We start from the raw sequence: 20,478 nt of genomic DNA, 5'->3' as shown, positions 1-20,478 counted from the left end.
ATATTATGAATTTTTATAAGTAATTTACTTGCGCAGTTATAAAATTATAAATTAAAACCGTATTTGTATTTCATTTATTAATTTAATGTGAATTTCAAAATTATGTGTTAAAGTTCAGTAAGCAAGCAGTAATTTTGGGGGTGTAATTTTGAAAAATAAAAAATTAAGGAAAAATGCTGTACTAATGATTCCATATAAAAATCCTGAAATAGAGTGGGAAAAGAAGGAGAATTTAATAATATTAGTTATTAATAGAAATAAAGTTTTTGATAAAATTATGCAAAAAATATTTAAGTCACCTAAATCTGTAAATATTGAATTGGATGAATTAGGGTCTTTTGTTTGGGAAAAATGTGACGGAGTAAGTAATATTAGAGATATATGTGAAGCGGTAAAACAGAGATTCGGTAAAGAGGCAGAACCGGCTATGGAAAGGCTACTTACGTACATAAAAATACTTATCAATAATAATTTAATAGAAATAACGTAGGTAGAATTTTAATTTAAAATTAAAGGCGGCCTTAATAGGCAGCCTTTTAGACTTTAAATATATTAAGTTATAAATAGTGAGATTTAAAATTATTGGCCGTTATATAAACCTCTGGAGTTCATATAATTAAATATATCTTCACCATGTTTTTGTTCTTCCTTTTGAATGTGGTTTAACACTTCTCTAGCATGAGAATCTTTAAATTCAAAAATTGTAGTATCATAAGTATTAGATACGTATTTTTCTGTCATTAATAGGTCTTCGCATAATTTACCGTCTGCAACATTATCCATTCCCGTAGCTGTAGTTGAAGTATTCATATTTTGCGTAGGATTATTAGCAGCATTTTGTGCACTTCCACTACTTTGCTGATTTAAACTAGGTACTTGGCCATTTAACATTTGATTTATGGTGTTTAAATGTTCTTGTTCCTGAGAAGCATGATTTAAAAACATTTGCTTTAAACTTGGGTCCGTAGCTCTATTAGCGTAATTTGTATATTTGTCAATACACAATTGCTCATGAGATTTTTGGTCTTGTAAAAGTAACCTTTCTTTTTGAGATAAATTCATGAGAATTCCCCTTTCTATAAATGTATATTTTTATATATTTATTAATATTTTGTGTGAAAATAATTTTTTTATACTAATAAGTCATTTTAGTATATATGAACATTTCATTTAATTAATAACTCAACTTTCGCACATAAAGCTCAAGCTCTACATTAGATTAATAAGGGTTTTTAATTTAAAATTTAAAATTTAAAAGTAATTCAACCGTTAGTGACAGTTAATCATTGATAATTATAAATTTAATTTAAATAATACTAATTTGAATTAATACCAAATATGTATTATAATGAGAAATAAAAGTCGAATAAATATGATATAATGGGGTGATGAGTGTGGAAAAGAGGGTTCATAAAGGAAATTTATTTATAATGTTTTTAGTAATCCTAAATATATCCTTTGCAATTTTAGCTGATCCTTTAAATAAAGTTTTTAAGCTAAGCAATTATTCATTAATGTTCATAGCTAATTTAGTATTTTTGGCCATACCATTAACAGTATACTTTATAATAAACAGAGAATCTGCTAAAGATGTATTAAGGATAAAAGTTTTAGGTGGTAAGGACTTGTTAATGATAATTTTAATATCTATATTGGTTCAGCCTTTACTTAATTGTTTATCTGGTATAGTTGCTTTAATGCTTCCTAATAATGTAGCAAATTTGCTTTCAGGAAGTATTGATGTGCCTATATGGATTAGACTTTTAGTTATAGCTGTTATGCCGGCTGTTCTAGAAGAACTATGTGTAAGAGGAGTGGTTTTATCTAATTATAAACATATAGGACTTAAGAAATCCGCAATACTTACAGGATTATTATTTGCTATTTTACACATGAACATTCAAATGTTCCTATATACTTTTGTTATGGGAGTTTTATTTGCTTATTTAGTCCATATAACAGGATCAATATTTTCTTCAATGTTAAGTCATTTTATAGTTAATGGAACTCAAATTATAATGTCGGATATATCTGTTAAAAAGGCTATGGAAGCTGGAGAAAGCGTATCATCTTCAGCAGCAGATATACTTAATGGATCTTTAGCTACAAAAATAGGCTTTGTATTGGGGCTATGTATAGTGGCTATTATATCATTTATAATAGTAAATATGCTTATGAAAAAGTTAGCAAAAAATCATGGTATGGATTTAAAAAATATTGATGATATTAGGTTCAATAACAATGAATTTATTAATGAAGGAGTTATAAAAAATAAAATTTATAAAGAAGCTAAATTATCTGAGGAAGAGATAAGTTCCTCAAAGGAAAATAAAGAAAAAATAATGGATGTGCCACTTATAATTACTATTGCTATATATATTGTAGTTAATTCAATAAATATATATAATATATTTAGTTAGATACATGAAAAGAAATTTGAAAATTTTAAAAGTTTTATTGACAATAAATTTTTGATATAATATAATAGTAGGAAGTTGAATTCTATATATTGTCTTAAAAAGCTGTGATTAGGAAGAGTACTATACTTGAGGTCTTAAAGAGAGTCGGGGAAGGTGGAAGCCTGGCAGGTAAGAGTTTAGGAAAATCACCTATGAGCTGAAGACCGAATTTTTAAAAGTAAGTCTATCCGTAATTCTGCGTTAAAGAATAGAGTAATCACTGGTGCGAAAGTATTTTGTTTTGTGCAAAGAGTGCTTGAAGTGTATATTAACCATTAGGTGGTATAGCGAAGTTATGACTTCGTCCTATTGAGGACGGAGTCTTTTGTTATTTTTAAAGTAATTTATTGAAATATTATAATATTTAACAGAAAGGTTAGATGAACTTTATAGTGGAGGGAAACTTATATGGTTAGATATATTCACCAAGAGATTGCTATTTCCTATAAGTGGTGATAGTTTACACTAAAGTTTGAAAAACTAAAGTTATAAAGTTAAGGAATATTTAGTATATAAAGGAAAGGAGTTTGTATAATGTACAAAAAAGTAGATGCTTCTAGAAGTTTTACTGAAATGGAAAAAGACATATTAAAACTTTGGGAAGAAAGAGATATAGTTAAAAAGAATTTTGATTTAAATAAAGATGGAGAGTATTTTACATTTTATGATGGACCTCCAACAGCTAACGGAAAACCTCACGTAGGACACGTTTTAACAAGAGTTATGAAGGATTTAATCCCAAGATATAAGGTAATGAAGGGATATAAGGTTTTAAGAAAAGCAGGATGGGATACTCATGGACTTCCAGTAGAGCTTGAAATAGAAAAGTCTCTAGGAATTTCAGGAAAAGACCAAATTGAATCTTACGGTGTTGAAAAATTTATAAAACAGTGTAAGGAAAGCGTATTTAAGTATACAGACATGTGGAAGAAAATGTCTGAAGAAATGGGATATTGGGTTGATATGGATGATCCATATGTAACATATCACGACAATTATATAGAGTCTGTATGGTGGGCATTAAAACAAATGTGGGATAAAGATTTGTTATATAAAGGACACAAAGTACTTCCATACTGCCCAAGATGTGGAACAGGTCTTTCTTCTCATGAAGTTGCTCAAGGATATAAGGATGTTAAGGATTCAACAGCGATAGTTAAGTTTAAGGTAAAGGGAGAAGAAAACAAGTACATACTTGCTTGGACGACAACTCCTTGGACACTACCATCTAATATGGCTTTAACTGTAAATAAGAAATATGATTATATAGAGGCTAAGGTTGGAGAAGAAGTATTCGTATTAGCTAAAGAATTAGCTCCAGTTGTATTAAAGGATATGGAGTATGAAATAGTTAAGGAATTTAAAGGAGAAGAGCTTCTAGGCCTAGAGTATGAACAATTATTTAAGTTCCAAGCTCCAGTGGGAAAGGCTCATTACGTTATACATGGAGATTTTGTAACTTTATCTGATGGTACAGGAATAGTTCATACTGCTCCAGCTTATGGTGAAGATGATAGCATTGTATGTAAGGCTAATAACATACCTTTAATGAATCTAGTAGATGCAGAAGGTAAGTTCGTAGAATGCGTAACTCCATGGGCAGGAATGTTTGTTAAAAAGGCAGACCCTAAAATAATAGAGTATATGGCAGAGAATAATATGTTATTTAAAACTGAAAAATATACTCACTCATACCCACATTGCTGGAGATGTGACACACCACTTCTATATTATCCAAAGGATAGCTGGTTTGTAAGAATGACATCTCTTAGAGATAAACTTTTAGAAAACAACAACAAGATAAATTGGTATCCAGATAACATTAGAACAGGAAGATTTGGAAAATTCCTTGAAAATGTTATTGACTGGGGTATATCAAGAGATAGATACTGGGGTACTCCACTTCCAATATGGGAATGTGAATGTGGTCACAGAGAATGTATAGGAAGCAGAAAAGAATTAGAAGAAAAGGGCATAAATGTTCCAGAAAATGTAGAACTTCACAAGCCATATATAGATGAGGTTAAGCTTACTTGCCCACATTGTGGAAAGGAAATGAAGAGAACAGCAGAAGTTATAGACTGTTGGTTTGACTCAGGTTCAATGCCATTTGCACAGCATCACTATCCATTTGAAAATAAAGAAGTGTTTGAGAAGAACTTCCCAGCACAATTTATTTCTGAAGCAGTGGATCAAACTAGAGGATGGTTCTATACATTACTTGCTATATCTACTGGAATATTTGACACTAATCCATTTGAAAATTGTGTGGTATTAGGTCATGTACTTGATAAACATGGAATTAAGATGTCAAAACACAAGGGAAATGTAGTAGATCCATTTGATGTTATAGAAACTCAAGGAGCAGATGCTACAAGATGGCACTTCTACACAGCTAGTGCACCATGGCTTCCAACTAGATTCTCTAAGGATGATGTGGCAGAGGTTCAAAGAAAATTCTTAAGTACCTTCTGGAATGTATATTCATTCTATGTATTATATGCAGAGTTAGATGGTTTCAATCCTTTAGAGTACAAGAACTTTGTTTCAGAAAATGTAATGGATAAGTGGATAATGTCAAGACTTAACACATTAGTTAAAACTGTAGATGAGGATCTTGATAATTATAAAATAACTAAGGCAGCTCTTACTATAGAAGAATTCGTTGATGAACTTTCTAACTGGTATGTAAGAAGAAATAGATCTAGATACTGGACTACAGAGCTAACAGAGGACAAAATAGGGGCATATGTAACATTATATAGAGTTTTAGTTACTTTATCTAAAGTGTCATCACCATTTATACCATTTATAGCTGAAGAAATGTATCAAAATCTAGTGGTTAATTTAGATAAACAGGCTCCAGAAAGTATTCATTTATGTAAGTGGCCAGAATACAATGTAGAGCTTGTAAATGAAGAACTTGAAAGAGAAATGGATATAGCTTATAAGATAGTTAAGCTTGGAAGAAGCGCTAGAAATGGAGCTAACATAAAGAACAGACAGCCACTTTCTAAGATGCTTGTTTCCACAAAGACTCTTCCAGAATACTATGGAGATATAGTTAAAGATGAGCTTAATATAAAAGAAATAGCCTTTGGTGCAGACTTATCAGAGTGCGTTAATTTTGAAATCAAACCTAACCTACCTGTACTTGGTAAAAGCTATGGTAAGTTAATACCAAAAATAAGAAAAGCATTAAGCCAAATGAATCAAATGAATTTAGCTCAAACTGTTCAAAATGGTGGAGTTGTTAAGGCTGACGTAGAAGGAACAGAAATAGAATTCAACAGTGAAAACTTACTTGTTACAATGCAAGGTCTTGAAGGATATGCTTTTGCTGGTGAGGGAGATTTAGGAGTAGTTCTAGATACTAATATAACTGAAGAGTTAAGAGAAGAAGGACACCTAAGAGAAGTATTAAGTAAAATCCAAAACATGAGAAAAGACAGTGGCTTTGAAGTAGCAGACAAGATAAAACTTTATGTTGACGGAAATGCTACCCTAGAAGCTGTAGTTAAGAAGTTCGAAGACTCTATAAAGAAAGAAACTCTTGCAGTAGAAGTTTTATACAATGCTGAAGCTGAATACACTGATATGAAGATTAATGGCGAAGACTTTAAAATGTCAATGCAAGTTGTAAAATAAATTGCTAGTAGCTTTAAGTTTCTAGTAAAATAATGAGGGAGCACCTATGAAAGGTGCTTCTTTTTTATTACAAAATGTTTATAAAAAAGTTACAAATAATTAAAATATATTGAAAAATAAGTAATTACCATGTATATTATATTTATGAATAAAAATGAAAAGGGGGAATATAATGTGAAATATTGCAAAAAAATTCTAGCGATATTTTTAGTTACATGCATGGTTTTAACTGTTAATCCTGTACATACCTTTGCTGCTATTAATGAAAAAAATAAGAAAAGTGTATACAGTGAACCTAAAAATGTATATGTTGAACCTAAAATGGAAGAAGAAGAAACAGAAAGATTAGAAGGAAATATAGTTAGGGAAATAACAGAGAATAGACAGGAAAATATTAAATATTTCTTAAAAGACAATAATACCTATGAAGCTGTTATATATCCTAAACCAGTACATTATATGGAAAGTGGTCAATGGAAGGATATAAATAATGACCTAGTAGACAAGGAAGAAAATGTAGAAGAGTTAATTACAAATGAATTAACTGCAGAAAGCAATAATAGTAAAAGTTTAATTAAAGAAAATGGTAATAGTAAAAGTTTAAGTGGAAAAAATAGTGATAGTAAAAGCTTAAATGAAAATAACAAAAAAATAAGAAAGAAAGTAGTCAAGAAAGGATTTTTAGAAAATACTAAGAATGATTTTAAAGTAAAAATAGCCAAAGATTTAGATGAAAAAGACCTAATGACAATAACTAAAGGTAAATATCAAATAAAATGGGGATTAGATAGAACTAAAGAAGCAAAGGTGAAGAAAAAATCAAAAGCACAAAAGAAAGCAAAAGATGTTAAAGAATTAGAGAAATCGGTGAAACAATTATCAGAAGATACCTTAAAAAGAGTAAAATCCAAAAAATTAAGTAAGGCGAAAAAAGAAGAGCAAAAAAATATAATTGAGAAAAACGAAAAAAAGAAAACACTCTCCAATGTTTCTTCATCAGTTAAATTTGAGGAAATTTATCCAAATATAGATTTAGAATACGATGTAGTTTCAAAAGATGTAAAGGAAACTATCATAATAAATAAAGAAACAGAAAAAACTAATTTTCAGTTCAACTTAAATGCAAAAAATTTATTGCCCAAACTTGAAAAAGATAATGTAATAGTATTTTATGATAAAAATAATACATCTACAGAAATCTTTAAAATTGATGCACCTTATATGATAGACGCAAAGGGAGAAAAAAGTACTGACATAGTAGTGAAGCTTGAGGAAAATAAAAAAGGATATATATTATCTTTAATTCCTGATGAACAATGGATGCAAAAAAGTGAAAGACAATATCCAATTAAAATAGATCCTAGTGTGGAAACTAGCACTAATGTAAACGATATCAAAGATACGTTTGTAGGTGAGGGATATCCAACTAAGAATTATGGACAAGCGCATTTATTAGAAACAGGTTATGGAAAGTACAGTAAGAGGACTAGAACTTATATAAAGTTTGATAATCTTCCAAAGTTAACTTCTAGTGACATAGTGGTAAAAGCACAATTAAATTTACAATTAAGTAAATCCAATTCCAAACAATATCAAGTAAATGCATATAAGCCTAAAGCAAATTGGAATTCTTTATCTATAACATGGAGAAATCAGCCAGGGTATGATTTGACTGTGTTAGATTATCAATTGGTGAAGGATGCAAAATGGTATAGCTGGGATATAACTAAATTAGTAAAAGAATGGTACACAAAAGGACAAAATTATGGTATAGCACTGCAGCATAAAAACGAAGGAAGTTCTGCAGGATATAATGAATTTGTTTCATCAGATATATCTAGTCAATATCATTACGCTAGACCTACAGTATCTATAGGGTATGTTAGTAATGCAGGACTTGAAAATTATTGGACATATCATTCACACGATGTAGGAAGAGCAGGAGAAGGGTGTGTTAACGATAGCACAGGAAATCTAGTTTTTGTTCATGAGGATTTATCCATGAATGGAAATAAAATGCCTATTGCTATTAGTCATGTATTTAATAGCAATGAAAAGAATAATTCTATTGGATATGGTAAGGGATGGAGATTAAATATAAGCCAAAGGATTGCAAAAGTAAGTAATCAAAATAAATATGTTTATACAGATGGAGATGGTACAAGGCATTATTTAAATTATGATTCTAAAGAAAAGAAATATAAGGATGAATCAGGCATTGATATAAGTATGACTATTGATTCCTCCAATGTTAATGAAAGGTTTAGAATAAAGGATAAAGGCTCAAATCAATTAACCTTTACGGCAAGTGGATATTTACGAAAGATAATAGATAACAATGGAAATGCCCTTACTCTTTCATATAGTGGGGCTAAACTTGTACAAGCAACAGATGGAGCTGGGCGAGTTACCAAGCTAGATGTTAATAAAAATGGATATTTAATAGGAATAACGGACCCTAGTGGCAGAAAAATTAGTTTTGCCTATGGAGGAATTAATCTAACGAAAATAACATATCCAGATGGAAAGTACACTGTTTACAGATATGATTCCAATAGTAATTTAGTTGGAGCTGATAACTTCGATGGGTACAAGGTTTCTTATAGTTATAGTAGTGTTGCACCGCAGAAGGTAACTAAGGTACAGGAAATAGGAACAGATGGGAAATTGGGTCAAAAGCTTGAAATGGAATACGGATATAATACTACTGTATTTAAGGATTCCAAGGGGAGAAAAGAAATATATCAATTTAATGATTATGGAAATACAGTTTCTATAAGAGATGATGAGGGCAATGCTTTATATTATCAATATAAAGATAAATTAAATAAAAATAATAAATTATCCTTACAATCTAAGCTCCAAAAACCTATAATGAATTATTTGAAAAATCATAATGTTGAGAATAATGGTGAGTGGAGTTTAGGTGATTGGACAGGAGCAAAGGGTAGCGGAGAGATAACTAGCACAAATAGTTATTTAGGAAGCAAATCATTAAAAATAACAAAGACTAATAATGTTAGCAGAAATTTTTATGGACAAACTCTAAGTTTAGAAAAAGGGAAAACCTATACTCTATCATCATATATAAAAACCAAGAATATTTCAAATACCAATGGCGCAGGAGCTACAGTATTTGTAAATTATCAAAAAAATGATGGTAAATGGGAAACCGTAAATAGTAAATATATTAATGGAACAAATGATTGGGAAAGGCATGAGGTTAAGTTTACAGTGCCAAAAGATGCAGCAAGTACTATTGTCTATGCAAGAGTTGGTATAGTAGGGGAAATGGGAGATGCATATTTTGATTGTTTACAATTGGAAGATGGTGCAGTTGCAAATAGATACAATTTAGTTGAAAATCCTAATTTCACTTATTATTTAAATAATTGGAATAAAAGCTCTTATTGTACAAGCAATGATAAAGTGGTTACCACTTCAGATAGTACTTATCCCAGTATATTAGGTAAGGAAAAAAGAGTAGCTACTATTAGTGGTGAAGCAACAAAAGATAAAAGCATATATCAATATCTTAATGTATCAGGAAAAAAAGGAGATGTATTTGTTGTAGGAGGTTGGGCTAAAGCCAATTCTGTTAGAATTAGATATCCAAGATATTTTGCATTAGATGTAGGATTTCAAAAGAGTGATGGTGGTTATGAATGGCATGTTATATCTTTTAATGAAGATTCAAGTCAGTGGCAGTATGCATGTGATAGAATAAAGGCAAATAGTGATTATAAGAATGTAATAGTATATTGTCTATACTATCAAAATGAAAATTATGCATATTTTGATGGAATACAATTTTATAAAGAGGAGTTTGGTGAAAGCTACCAATATGACGAAAAGGGTAATGTAATATCCACCAGTGATCTTGCAGAAAAGAAGTCAAAGTTTGAATATGATGGTAATAATGATTTGATAAAATCTGTAAGTCCAAAGGGTAGCGAGTTTAAATATAAATATGATTCAAAACACAATTTATTAAATGCTACTTCTGGGGAAAATGTAGTGTATTCTTTCGAGTATGATAGCAGTGGAAATGCTAAAAAAGCTAAGATTGGAAGTAACACATTATTTATGCAGTCTAAGGCAGAGTATACCTCTGATGGAAACTATCTAAAATCAATGACTGATTCATCAGGAAATACTGTACAATATAATTACGATACAAAAAAGGGAACACTTAAATCAGCTACAGATGCTAAAGGAAACAGTATTAGTTATGAATATGATAATCTAGATAGACTTGTAAAGACAAAGGGAAAAGCTAACTCTTCTACTGAGGCAGTTAATAGTTATAGCTATAGTAATGATAAGCTTAAAAATATAGGACATAATGATTTTAACTATTCCTTTGACTATGATGCCTTTGGAAGAAATTCAAAGGTAAATATAAGTAATGGAAATGGAACAAAAAATTTAATAGAAAATATATATGAGCAAGTTACAGGAATGCTTAAAACCTCAAAGTATGGTAATGGACATGTGATAAATTATAAATATGACAATTCAGATAGAGTAAGTGAAATAAGCTATTCTGGTGGCTCTACATCACAGGGTTCGTTTTCATATGAATACGATGCTAGTGGAAACTTAGCAAATCATTATGATAAAGTCAATAATGTAAATTACAGATACATTTATGATGCAGCAGATAGATTAGTAAAAATTAAAGATTCAAAAGGCGACACATTAAAGTATGGCTATGATGAAGATAATAATGTAAGCAGTATAAATGAAAAAATAAATAATAATTCCTATGTAACAAAATATGAATACGATAATGACAATAAGCTCTCTAAGGTTCATTATAATACAAAGGGACAGAGTAGTGAAAAAACAGAAACATTCCCATTAAATAATAGTTTAAAAAGTCTAAGTGGAATAGAGCCATATAGCCAAAATACTATATTTGAAAAGGATGAGACAACAGGAAGAAATGTACTAGGAGCCTATGAAGGAAGTAAAAATTTAATACCTAATTCATCCTTTGAAGATGGAACAAAGTCATGGCGTATATCTGATTGGAATAGATTCAGTGGAAATTGTAGAATAGTAGACGATGGGGTAAAGGGCAGTAAGTGCATAGAATCCTATGATACTAAAGGTAGTAGTGGAACTAGCAATACAAATTCAGTAGCCTATCAGGAAATTACATTTCCTTCTCCATTATCCATAGCCAAAGAATATACATTAAGTGCATATGCTAAAAGAATAGGTGCTTCTCAGCCGAAATTATCTGTGGAATGTATAGATTCATCTGGTAAACAATTATATTATTTGGTGGATACAAAAGAAATACCAGAAAGACAATGGAAAAGGATTAGTCATACATTTACACTACCAGCAAAGACCAAAATGTGTAGAGTAATAATAAGAACAGGGGTTAAAAATACAGATGTAGTGCGTTTTGATGGAGTGCAATTTGAAGAAAAAGGTTTCGCAGCACCATATACCTCTTCAAGTTCTAATGCTACAAAGATTTTATATAATCTAAATGTGAACAAAAATGCTGGTACTATGGGAACTTGGTTTAAGACAAGAAAAAAAGAAGACACAAGATACATGATAGTTAATGAAGGTAAAAATACTGAAATATTACTTATGTATATTGGCAATGATAATAAATTAAATATTGCCACAAGAAAAAAGAATACCATGTTTACTAATATAGTAACCTCTAAAGAAACTATAGAGGAGGATAAGTGGTATTTCGCAGCAATGACTTGGCAGTTAAAGGATAATAAGCTCACAGCTAAATTATATTTAAATGATAAACTAGTAGGTGAGGGAACTACAGATGACTTTATGGATTTTACAAAAGGTTCTACAGCCTTAGGAAGTACTACAAATGGAACTTATCAAATAAATGGGAACTTAGAACAATTTACCTATAGTTCACAAACTTTAAGTGAAGAGCAAATATCAAACTTATATAAAAACACATTAACTTCAAACAGCACATTAAGTTTAAACTATGACAGTTTAGGCAGAATGATATCAAAAAAACTAAGCACAGGATTAAAAGACTATATAACTAAATACGAATTTGAAGCAGGCAAAGAAGCAAATACCGCCACGTCCATAGTAAAATCAATAGATAATGGAGGAGAAAAGCTATATTACACCTATGATAAGAATGGAAATATAGAAACTATAGTTCAAAACAAAGGCACAGAAAAAGAAAAGACAATAAAATACCACTATGACGGTTTAAATCAAATTACAAGAGAAGATAATGGTATTTTGGGAAAAACTATAACTTACAGTTACGATGGAGGAGGAAATTTAACCAGTAAGAAAGAATATAAATATACAACAGCAGAATCACTAGGTAACTGTACAAAAGCTTACAACTACAATTACGGTGATTCTATCTGGAAAGACAAGCTAACAAATTTTGATGGAAAAGAAATAACCTATGATAACATAGGAAATCCATTAACCTATAACGGATACACTTTCACCTGGGAAAGAGGAAGAATGTTATCCTCAATAAAAGGTAATGGCAAGGATATAAAATTCAAATACAATGATCAAGGCATAAGAACAGAAAAAACAGTAAATGGTGTCACCACAAAATATCACCTAGTGGGCGGCAGTGTAACCTATGAAGATAATGGAAAAGACAGAATATACTACACTTACGACAGTTCAGGCAAACTTATAAGCATGAACCTAAACGGAACAGAATACTATTATGTAAGAAATGCTCAAGGTGACATTATAGGATTAATAAATGCCCAAGGGGAAAAGGTTGTATCTTACACCTATGATTCATGGGGAAAACTTATCTCTATAGAAGGAAGTTTAAAGGATACAGTAGGAGAGAAGAATCCTTATAGGTATAGAGGATATAGGTACGACAGTGAGACAGGAATGTATTATCTGCAAAATAGATACTATAATCCAGAATGGGGTAGATTTATCAATGCAGATGGGATTATAGGTGAAACGGGAGAATTATTAGGACATAATTTGTTTGCTTACAGCAAGAATAACTGGGCAAATATGAGTGACTATAGTGGATTCAGACCGGTATATACTTTAGGTGAAGAGACAGAGGCAATGAGGGCAGCGTCTTATGCGGTGATGAATAGAACTAGAGCCAATAGAGTTTCTAGAGCAAGTGGAAGAGTTGAAAAGTATTATCCTTCAGTTTCTGGTAAAATGTCAGCTGCTTATGGAACGTCAATAGGAGTAGTTGAGAATATTTCTAGAAAATCGGTAGGATATATAGATAAAAGTAACGCTATACACTTTTATCCTAAGACGAGCATAGTTCAAAAGATGTATCCCTATGCACAAAAGGCTAAAAAACTATCAAAATGGTTTACAGTAATAACAAGTGGATTTGATATAAGTAAAACATGGGATCCATCTGTAAAAATGCCTTTATGGAAAAGGGCACTAAAGACAGGGGTTCAAGTAGGTGGAATAGTGGCAGGTTGTGCAGTTGGAGCAACTATTTCAGGACCCATTCTTGCAGCTGGTATGGCTGGTGGGACTGTAGGAACAATGATTGCAGGTATTGGAGGTGCACTTGCTATAGATTATTATATAGGTGAAAAAATAGGCAGTATGCAAGAAAGAATATATAAAAAATTTGGAATGGAGTAGTTAATTATGATTTATAGAACTAAGAAGACTTCATTAATTTTCCCCTTTTTTGTTATAATTGGTATACTATATTTTGTTTATAATGTTAATGATATTATATGGAAAATATGGGGAGGATGTAGTGGAATTTGGGCGTTAGTCATATATGTATTTGCAATATTTAAATACTACAAAGTAGAAGATACAAAGATTACCTATAATTCAGGAATAAAAAAGCATGAAATTTTATGGGAAGATATATGTAGAGTATATATAACAGGCGAAGGTGTTTTTGCAGCAATAAGAGTTGATTACGGTTTATTTGCAGAAAACGATATGATTATAGGTAGAGATATAAAAGGACAAAAGGACCTGGTAAAAACAATACTTGAAAAGACCGAAAATAATCCTAATATATCTATAGACAGAAGATTAGATGATTTTTTAGATAGTTAGGTATTTGTAAGTAGCCTGAAGGTAATTACTTTAGGTTACTTATTAATATAAATATAGAGTTTAAAATTTAGCTCAAGAAGGGCTTTTTTTATTAAATTAAAAATGATTTTTAGGATGAATGTAGAATTACATATAAAGGAATAAACTTAGGGAAGTTTAAAGGATACAGTAGGAGAGAAAAATCCTTATAGGTATAGAGGATATAGGTATGACAGTGAGACAGGACTATACTATCTTCAAAATAGGTACTATAATCCAGAATGGGGTAGATTTATCAATGCAGATGGGATTATAGGTGAAACGGGAGAATTACTCTCACACAATATTTTTGCATATTGTAATAATAATTTTGTAAATTTTAATGATCCAAGTGGTTACTTACGTTGCGCATTGGATTATGAAGGTGGCGGCGGAGGTGGAGGTGCCATTGCTATTCCACTTGTTAGTGGAGGACTTAAAGATTGCCTAAAAGGATTAGGATACGGAGCCATTGGAACAATAAAGGCAATTGGAGCGGCTACAGTTGGTGTTACTGTTAAAGCAATAGCTTCTAATGAAAGATCTAAAAAACAGCATGCAGTATATGCTGTTAGAAATAAAGGTAAAGTAATATATATAGGAAGAACTAAGCAGGGAGTAAAGAAACGATTTAAGCAACATATTAGGAAAAATAGATTTTCAAAGAAATGCGATGTTGTAACATTATATGATAATTTGAATTATTATCAAGCCAGAGGTATTGAACAAATTGCATATGAATACTATCTCGCCAAGGGAAATGATATGAAAAATAAGATACAACCAATTTCTCCATCAAATATTAAAAAGGATTTGTATATGAAAGCAGGAACTGCACATATAATTATGTGGGATGGTGGAGCCGTATTAAGAGAAAATGAATAAAGGAGGATCTTTATGCCTAGAAGAAAAAAAATAAAAATTGGAGATATATTTAAGTTTGCAGTACCAAATGATGTTGAAGAGTATCTTTCGCAGGAAGATTTGCATAGAAACGGAATTGCAAATATTTGTAATGAATTAAGAGAAACAGAAGGATACTTTGTTGTTATAAATATAGATGAAGATGGATTACCTTTTGTTGCAATAAAAAAAGTTGACAAAAACAATCCCTCTTTAGAGGAAATAAATAGTTCTAAAACTATAAAAGTAATGTGGATTTTTGATTTTGTAGTATATGAAGAGGGATTTGAAAGAATGGGAAATTTAAAGATAGAACCAGTTATAATTAATACATTTTGGCGTGTTAGAGATAGTGAGTTTAATGATTTCTATAATGGAAAGGAGGTTGAAATTTTAATTAAAAAACAAGATGGAGGATTTCATGCAGCGGTAACAATAGGTTCTACATTTGATGTAAATATAATTAAAGAATTATATAAAAGTCCATCTCTTAATTATAGTGGTGCTTTAATAGCATCATATATATTAAACTATAGTAGGGATGAAAATGATATAAATACATTAAAGTTTTAAGGAGGATTATTATGGGAACTTGGGATATGCAGGTTTTTGAAGATGATTTAGCAATGGATATAAAGGATAGTTTTGAAGAATTAATAGAAGAGGGTGAGACTGTAGAAACAGCTATAGAAAATATTTTGGAGGAGTTTGAAGATTGCTTAGAGGATTTTGATGACGGTGTAACAACAATTTTAGCATTAGCTACCATAGCAATAGAAAGAGGAGTAATTACCAAAAGGTTAAAGAGAGAATTTACGAGAGTTATTAATAATAATGAATATTGGAATTATTTAAAAGAGGAAAATGAGGAACTATATAAAGCAAGAATTAAGCAAGTTAACAGTATAAAAGAAAGAATTAACTAGTATTAATTTTTATAGTTCTATGTTTTAAATACAGTTTTTTATATTTATTTAAGGAAAAAGCAAGAAAATAGATACTATAATTTAGAGTAGGGCGGGAAATGGATATAGAATTGGTATATCAAAAATTGTGATGGAGATAGGGAATATTATTATGGAGTAATTTAAATTCAGTAAAAAATTATATCAGTATGCGTATATTTATAGTGTTTTTTAGAAATTATGTAGACAAATTAGAATATTGTATATACAACAAAACGTCAACAGATGATAGTACCTGTTGACGTTTATTTTGATTGGTTGAAATAAGATAAAAATAGATACTGTAATAATTATAATCCTGGTATAAGTAATTAGAACATTATATTTTTTATTTTAGGAAAAACTATAACTTACAGTTATGATAGAGGAGGAAATTTAACCAGTAAGAAAGAATATAAATATACAACAGCAGAATCACTAGGTAACTGTACAAAAGCTTACAACTACAATTACGGTGATTCTATCTGGAAAGACAAGCTAACAAATTTTGATGGAAAAGAAATAACCTATGATAACATAGGAAATCCATTAACCTATAACGGATACACTTTCACCTGGGAAAGAGGAAGAATGTTATCCTCAATAAAAGGTAATGGCAAGGATATAAAATTCAAATACAATGATCAAGGCATAAGAACAGAAAAAACAGTAAATGGTGTCACCACAAAATATCACCTAGTAGGCGGCAGTGTAACCTATGAAGATAATGGAAAACACAAAATACACTACACTTACGACAGTTCAGGCAAACTTATAAGTATGAACCTAAACGGAGCAGAATACTATTATGTAAGAAATGCTCAGGGTGACATTATAGGATTAATAAATGCTCAAGGGGAAAAGGTTGTATCTTACACCTATGATTCCTGGGGAAAACTTATCTCTATAGAAGGAAGTTTAAAGGATATAGTTGGAGAGAAGAATCCTTATAGGTATAGAGGATATAGGTATGACAGTGAGACAGGACTATACTATCTTCAAAATAGGTACTATAACCCGGAATGGGGTAGATTTATCAATGCAGATGGGATTATAGGTGAAACAGGAGAATTACTAGGACATAATTTGTTTGCTTACAGCAAGAATAACTGGGCAAATATGAGTGACTATAGTGGATTCAGACCGGTATATACTTTAGGTGAAGAAACAGAGGCAATGAGGGCAGCGTCTTATGCGGTGATGAATAGAACTAGAGCCAATAGAGTTTTTAGAGCAAGCGGAAGAGTTGAAAAGCATTATCCTTCAGTTTCTAGTAAAATGTCAGCTGCTTATGGAACGTCCATAGGAGTAGTTGAGAATATTTCTAGAAAATCTGTAGGATATATAGATAAAAGTAACGCTATACACTTTTATCCTAAGACGAGCATAGTTCAAAAAATGAAGCCTTATGCACAAAAAGCTAAAAAACTATCAAAATGGTTTACAGTAATAACAAGTGGATTTGATATAAGTAAAACATGGGATCCATCTGTAAAAATGCCTTTATGGAAAAGGGCACTAAAGACAAGGGTTCAAGTAGGTGGAATAGTGGCAGGTTGTGCAGTTGGAGCAACTATTTCAGGACCCATTCTTGCTAGTACTATGGCTACTGGAGGAGTAACAGCGTTTGTAGGTGCTTTAAGTTCACTTGCTATAGATTATTATATAGGTGAAAAAATAGGTGGTATGCAGGAAAGAATATATAAAAAATTTGGAATGGAGTAGTTAATTATGGTATATAGAACTAAGAAGTCTTCATTAATTGTTTGTTTTTTTATTCTAATTGGTTTCTTATATTTTATTTACAATATGAATGGTATAGCATGGAAAATATATGGGATATGTTTTTGGTTGTATGCATTAAGTATTTATATATCAATGCTATTTAAGTACTATAAAATAGAAGATACAAGGATTATTTATAATTCAGGAATAAAAAAGCATGAAATCCCATGGAAAGATATATGTAGAGTATATATTACGGGAACAGGCGTTCTTGAAGCAATAAGAGCTGATTACGGTGTGTTTGGAGAGAATGACATGATTATAAATAAAGAAATAAAAGGACAGAAAGACCTGGTAAAAACAATACTTGAAAAGACCGAAAACAACCCTAATATATCTATAGACAGAAGATTAGATGATTTTTTAGATAGCTAGTTTTTAGATAGCTAGGTATTTGTGAGTAGCCTAAGGGTAATTACTTTAGGCTACTTAAATTAATATGAATTATAGAGTTTAAAATTTTAGCCCAATAAGGGCTTTTTTTATTAAATTAAAAGGGATTTTTAGGATGAATGTATAATTACATATAAAGGAATAAATTAAAGTATTTTGATAATTATAAAATTTAAATATAATCACCAAGAGATAGGAATAAAAACAGTAAATGACGTCACCACGAAATTTTATAATTATGTAAATTCAAGAATAAGTATTATACTAAAAATTGAAAAATATAGATGGAGGTACTTGGTTTGAGTATAAAGTACGATGAGAACATTAGGGAGTTAAGAAAATTTATGCTTTTTATTATAATTGGCATTTTAGTTTTAAATATGATACTAAATTATGCTATAATCGCAGATAAAAAAGTATATAGTAGCATTGGAAAGTTTGTATTAATAATAACTATAATATGTTCTATAATTAGTATAATATTAGGAATGAATGATAATAAGCTATTACAAGTTATCTATTTAGGCGGATCACTTATAGGTAATTTTACTATATTATCCTTATATTTATTATCAATAAATTATTTAAAACCTGAGAGTGTATATTCAAGAATATTACTATTGTTAAATTTTTTTATTATAGAATTTGTTATATTTTTTAGAAGAATTATAATGAAAGATAGTAAATATATATTGGCTATCCAAAACGGCAAACATGATGGGTATGTTAAATGTGACATTGCAATTGCTTTGATTATGTCTGGAATAATTATTAGTATATCAAAAGCAATTGATATAAATCCAGTTAATTTTTTAAGTCAAAAATTTGATTTAATATTAGCAGGTATAGGAGGAGTAACTGTAGCAATTATAGGGATTGTAGTGAATATTACTGCTATTGCTAATTATTTATATACTATAAAAAAGAGAATTTAGGATATAAATAAGTTATAAGCTACAATTTTATAAATAAAAATTCTTTTATTGCTTAGATTTATTGAATTAACAGAATTATATAATTATATAGCAAATGATAAAATATTGATTGTAAAGGCAGATATTAATTATAATAAAAAATCAATAGGTATTTAACAACTACTTATTGATTTTTTTTATTCAATATAAAGGTGGCTACAGGATATAAAATTCAAATACAATGATCAAGGCATAAGAACAGAAAAAACAGTAAATGGTGTCACAACAAAATATCACCTAGTAGGCGGCAGTGTAACCTATGAAGATAATGGAAAACACAAAATACACTACACTTACGACAGTTCAGGCAAACTTATAAGTATGAACCTAAACGGAGCAGAATACTATTATGTAAGAAATGCTCAGGGTGACATTATAGGATTAATAAATGCTCAAGGGGAAAAGGTTGTATCTTACACCTATGATTCCTGGGGAAAACTTATCTCTATAGAAGGAAGTTTAAAGGATACAGTAGGAGAGAAGAATCCTTATAGGTATAGAGGATATAGGTACGACAGTGAGACAGGAATGTATTATCTGCAAAATAGGTACTATAATCCAGAATGGGGTAGATTTATCAATGCAGATGGGATTATAGGTGAAACGGGAGAATTATTAGGACATAATTTGTTTGCTTACAGCAAGAATAACTGGGCAAATATGAGTGACTATAGTGGATTCAGACCGGTATATACTTTAGGTGAAGAGACAGAGGCAATGAGGGCAGCGTCTTATGCGGTGATGAATAGAGCAGTTATAAATAGAACTATTAGGAATAAAAGAGAAAAATCAAGTATAATACCTAAAAGAAATCAAGTTACAGGTACAATTAGAAATGTAATAATTACTGGAATAGAAGGAGGAGCTAGCTCAATTTTATCTAAAATACCTAAGGCAATACCAATTATAACTAATAGGGCTCTAAGAAGAGCTGGTAGGGAGTTTATAGTTCCAGTAAAAGGAGCATCTGTTGCAAGAGGAATAGGTGGGATTGAAAAGATTGGAGCAATTGGTGTAGCTTTGACGGGGGTAGCAATATGGGATAATTATCACAGTGGTTATAGTAATTCAGAAGCTTTTGGTAGGAGTGCTATAGATGTTCTAGTTTCAGCAGGAGTAATTGCTTTTGGAGTATCCAATCCTGTAGGATGGACAATGGGACTTGGGTTTGCAGCAGGTTTAGCTGCAGAGGCATTAAAAAATGCAATATGGAAAAAAGAATGATTTTAATGATAGAACTACAATATTTAAACAATAGTAAGAAAATAATTAAAGATGTAAGGAGAAAAG

The 20,478-nt window shown here is 30.5% G+C and carries 13 protein-coding genes, 1 pseudogene and 1 other annotated feature; of the genes and pseudogenes, 13 read left to right on the top strand and 1 reads right to left on the bottom strand.

All coding sequences use genetic code 11. The features are described from left to right. The first annotated feature begins 148 nt into the window (after positions 1-148). Positions 149-490: a PqqD family protein gene (locus C1715_RS17435; RefSeq protein ID WP_102401619.1), complete on the top strand. Its 342-nt coding sequence runs from the start codon at positions 149-151 to the stop codon at positions 488-490. Between the two features lie 89 nt (positions 491-579). Here C1715_RS17435 and C1715_RS17430 read toward each other — a convergent pair whose 3' ends face one another. After that, a complete protein-coding gene (locus C1715_RS17430) occupies positions 580-1,062 on the bottom strand; it encodes a spore coat protein (protein WP_102401618.1) in 483 nt (160 codons plus the stop codon). 332 nt (positions 1,063-1,394) lie between these two features. Here C1715_RS17430 and C1715_RS17425 point away from each other — a divergent pair, with 332 nt between their 5' ends. The 12 genes and pseudogenes from C1715_RS17425 to C1715_RS17375 all read left to right on the top strand — a co-directional run bounded on the left by C1715_RS17425 (position 1,395) and on the right by C1715_RS17375 (position 20,412). Continuing rightward, positions 1,395-2,420: a CPBP family intramembrane glutamic endopeptidase gene (locus C1715_RS17425; RefSeq protein WP_180964129.1), complete on the top strand. Its 1,026-nt coding sequence runs from the start codon at positions 1,395-1,397 to the stop codon at positions 2,418-2,420. A gap of 95 nt (positions 2,421-2,515) precedes the next feature. Further along, positions 2,516-2,771: a binding site (T-box leader), on the top strand. A gap of 222 nt (positions 2,772-2,993) precedes the next feature. Continuing rightward, positions 2,994-6,107 (top strand): isoleucine--tRNA ligase, encoded by a 3,114-nt coding sequence (gene ileS, locus C1715_RS17420; protein ID WP_102401616.1) that lies wholly within the window; start codon positions 2,994-2,996, stop codon positions 6,105-6,107. Between the two features lie 174 nt (positions 6,108-6,281). Continuing rightward, on the top strand, positions 6,282-13,736 hold the full coding sequence (locus tag C1715_RS17415) for a DNRLRE domain-containing protein (RefSeq protein ID WP_180964128.1): 7,455 nt from the start codon (positions 6,282-6,284) through the stop codon (positions 13,734-13,736). A gap of 6 nt (positions 13,737-13,742) precedes the next feature. Beyond that, positions 13,743-14,171 carry a hypothetical protein gene (locus C1715_RS17410; RefSeq protein WP_102401614.1) on the top strand — a complete coding sequence of 143 codons (429 nt, stop codon included), beginning with the start codon at positions 13,743-13,745 and terminating at the stop codon, positions 14,169-14,171. 150 nt (positions 14,172-14,321) lie between these two features. After that, positions 14,322-14,546, top strand: a pseudogene (locus C1715_RS20130) (RHS repeat-associated core domain-containing protein); the annotation flags it as partial. 15 nt (positions 14,547-14,561) lie between these two features. After that, a complete protein-coding gene (locus C1715_RS19565; protein ID WP_242971991.1) occupies positions 14,562-15,074 on the top strand; it encodes a GIY-YIG nuclease family protein in 513 nt (170 codons plus the stop codon). 12 nt (positions 15,075-15,086) lie between these two features. After that, positions 15,087-15,665, top strand: coding sequence for a hypothetical protein (locus tag C1715_RS17400; RefSeq protein ID WP_102401613.1), 579 nt, complete (start codon positions 15,087-15,089; stop codon positions 15,663-15,665). 11 nt (positions 15,666-15,676) lie between these two features. Continuing rightward, a complete protein-coding gene (locus C1715_RS17395; RefSeq protein WP_102401612.1) occupies positions 15,677-16,018 on the top strand; it encodes a DUF4259 domain-containing protein in 342 nt (113 codons plus the stop codon). A 357-nt stretch (positions 16,019-16,375) separates the two neighbouring features. Further along, the gene (locus C1715_RS17390; RefSeq protein WP_180964171.1) at positions 16,376-17,761 is read left to right on the top strand and encodes an RHS repeat-associated core domain-containing protein; all 1,386 of its coding nucleotides are present in this window, start codon (positions 16,376-16,378) and stop codon (positions 17,759-17,761) included. 6 nt (positions 17,762-17,767) lie between these two features. After that, a complete protein-coding gene (locus tag C1715_RS17385; protein ID WP_102401611.1) occupies positions 17,768-18,196 on the top strand; it encodes a hypothetical protein in 429 nt (142 codons plus the stop codon). Positions 18,197-18,513: 317 nt separating this feature from the next. Continuing rightward, a complete protein-coding gene (locus C1715_RS17380; RefSeq protein ID WP_102401610.1) occupies positions 18,514-19,149 on the top strand; it encodes a hypothetical protein in 636 nt (211 codons plus the stop codon). A 204-nt stretch (positions 19,150-19,353) separates the two neighbouring features. Continuing rightward, positions 19,354-20,412, top strand: coding sequence for an RHS repeat domain-containing protein (locus C1715_RS17375; RefSeq protein ID WP_479724092.1), 1,059 nt, complete (start codon positions 19,354-19,356; stop codon positions 20,410-20,412). Positions 20,413-20,478 lie beyond the last annotated feature (66 nt).

It is taken from the genome of Haloimpatiens massiliensis, assembly GCF_900184255.1.
Lineage (GTDB): Bacteria > Bacillota > Clostridia > Clostridiales > Clostridiaceae > Haloimpatiens > Haloimpatiens massiliensis.
This window is presented reverse-complemented; position numbering and strand designations above follow the sequence as displayed.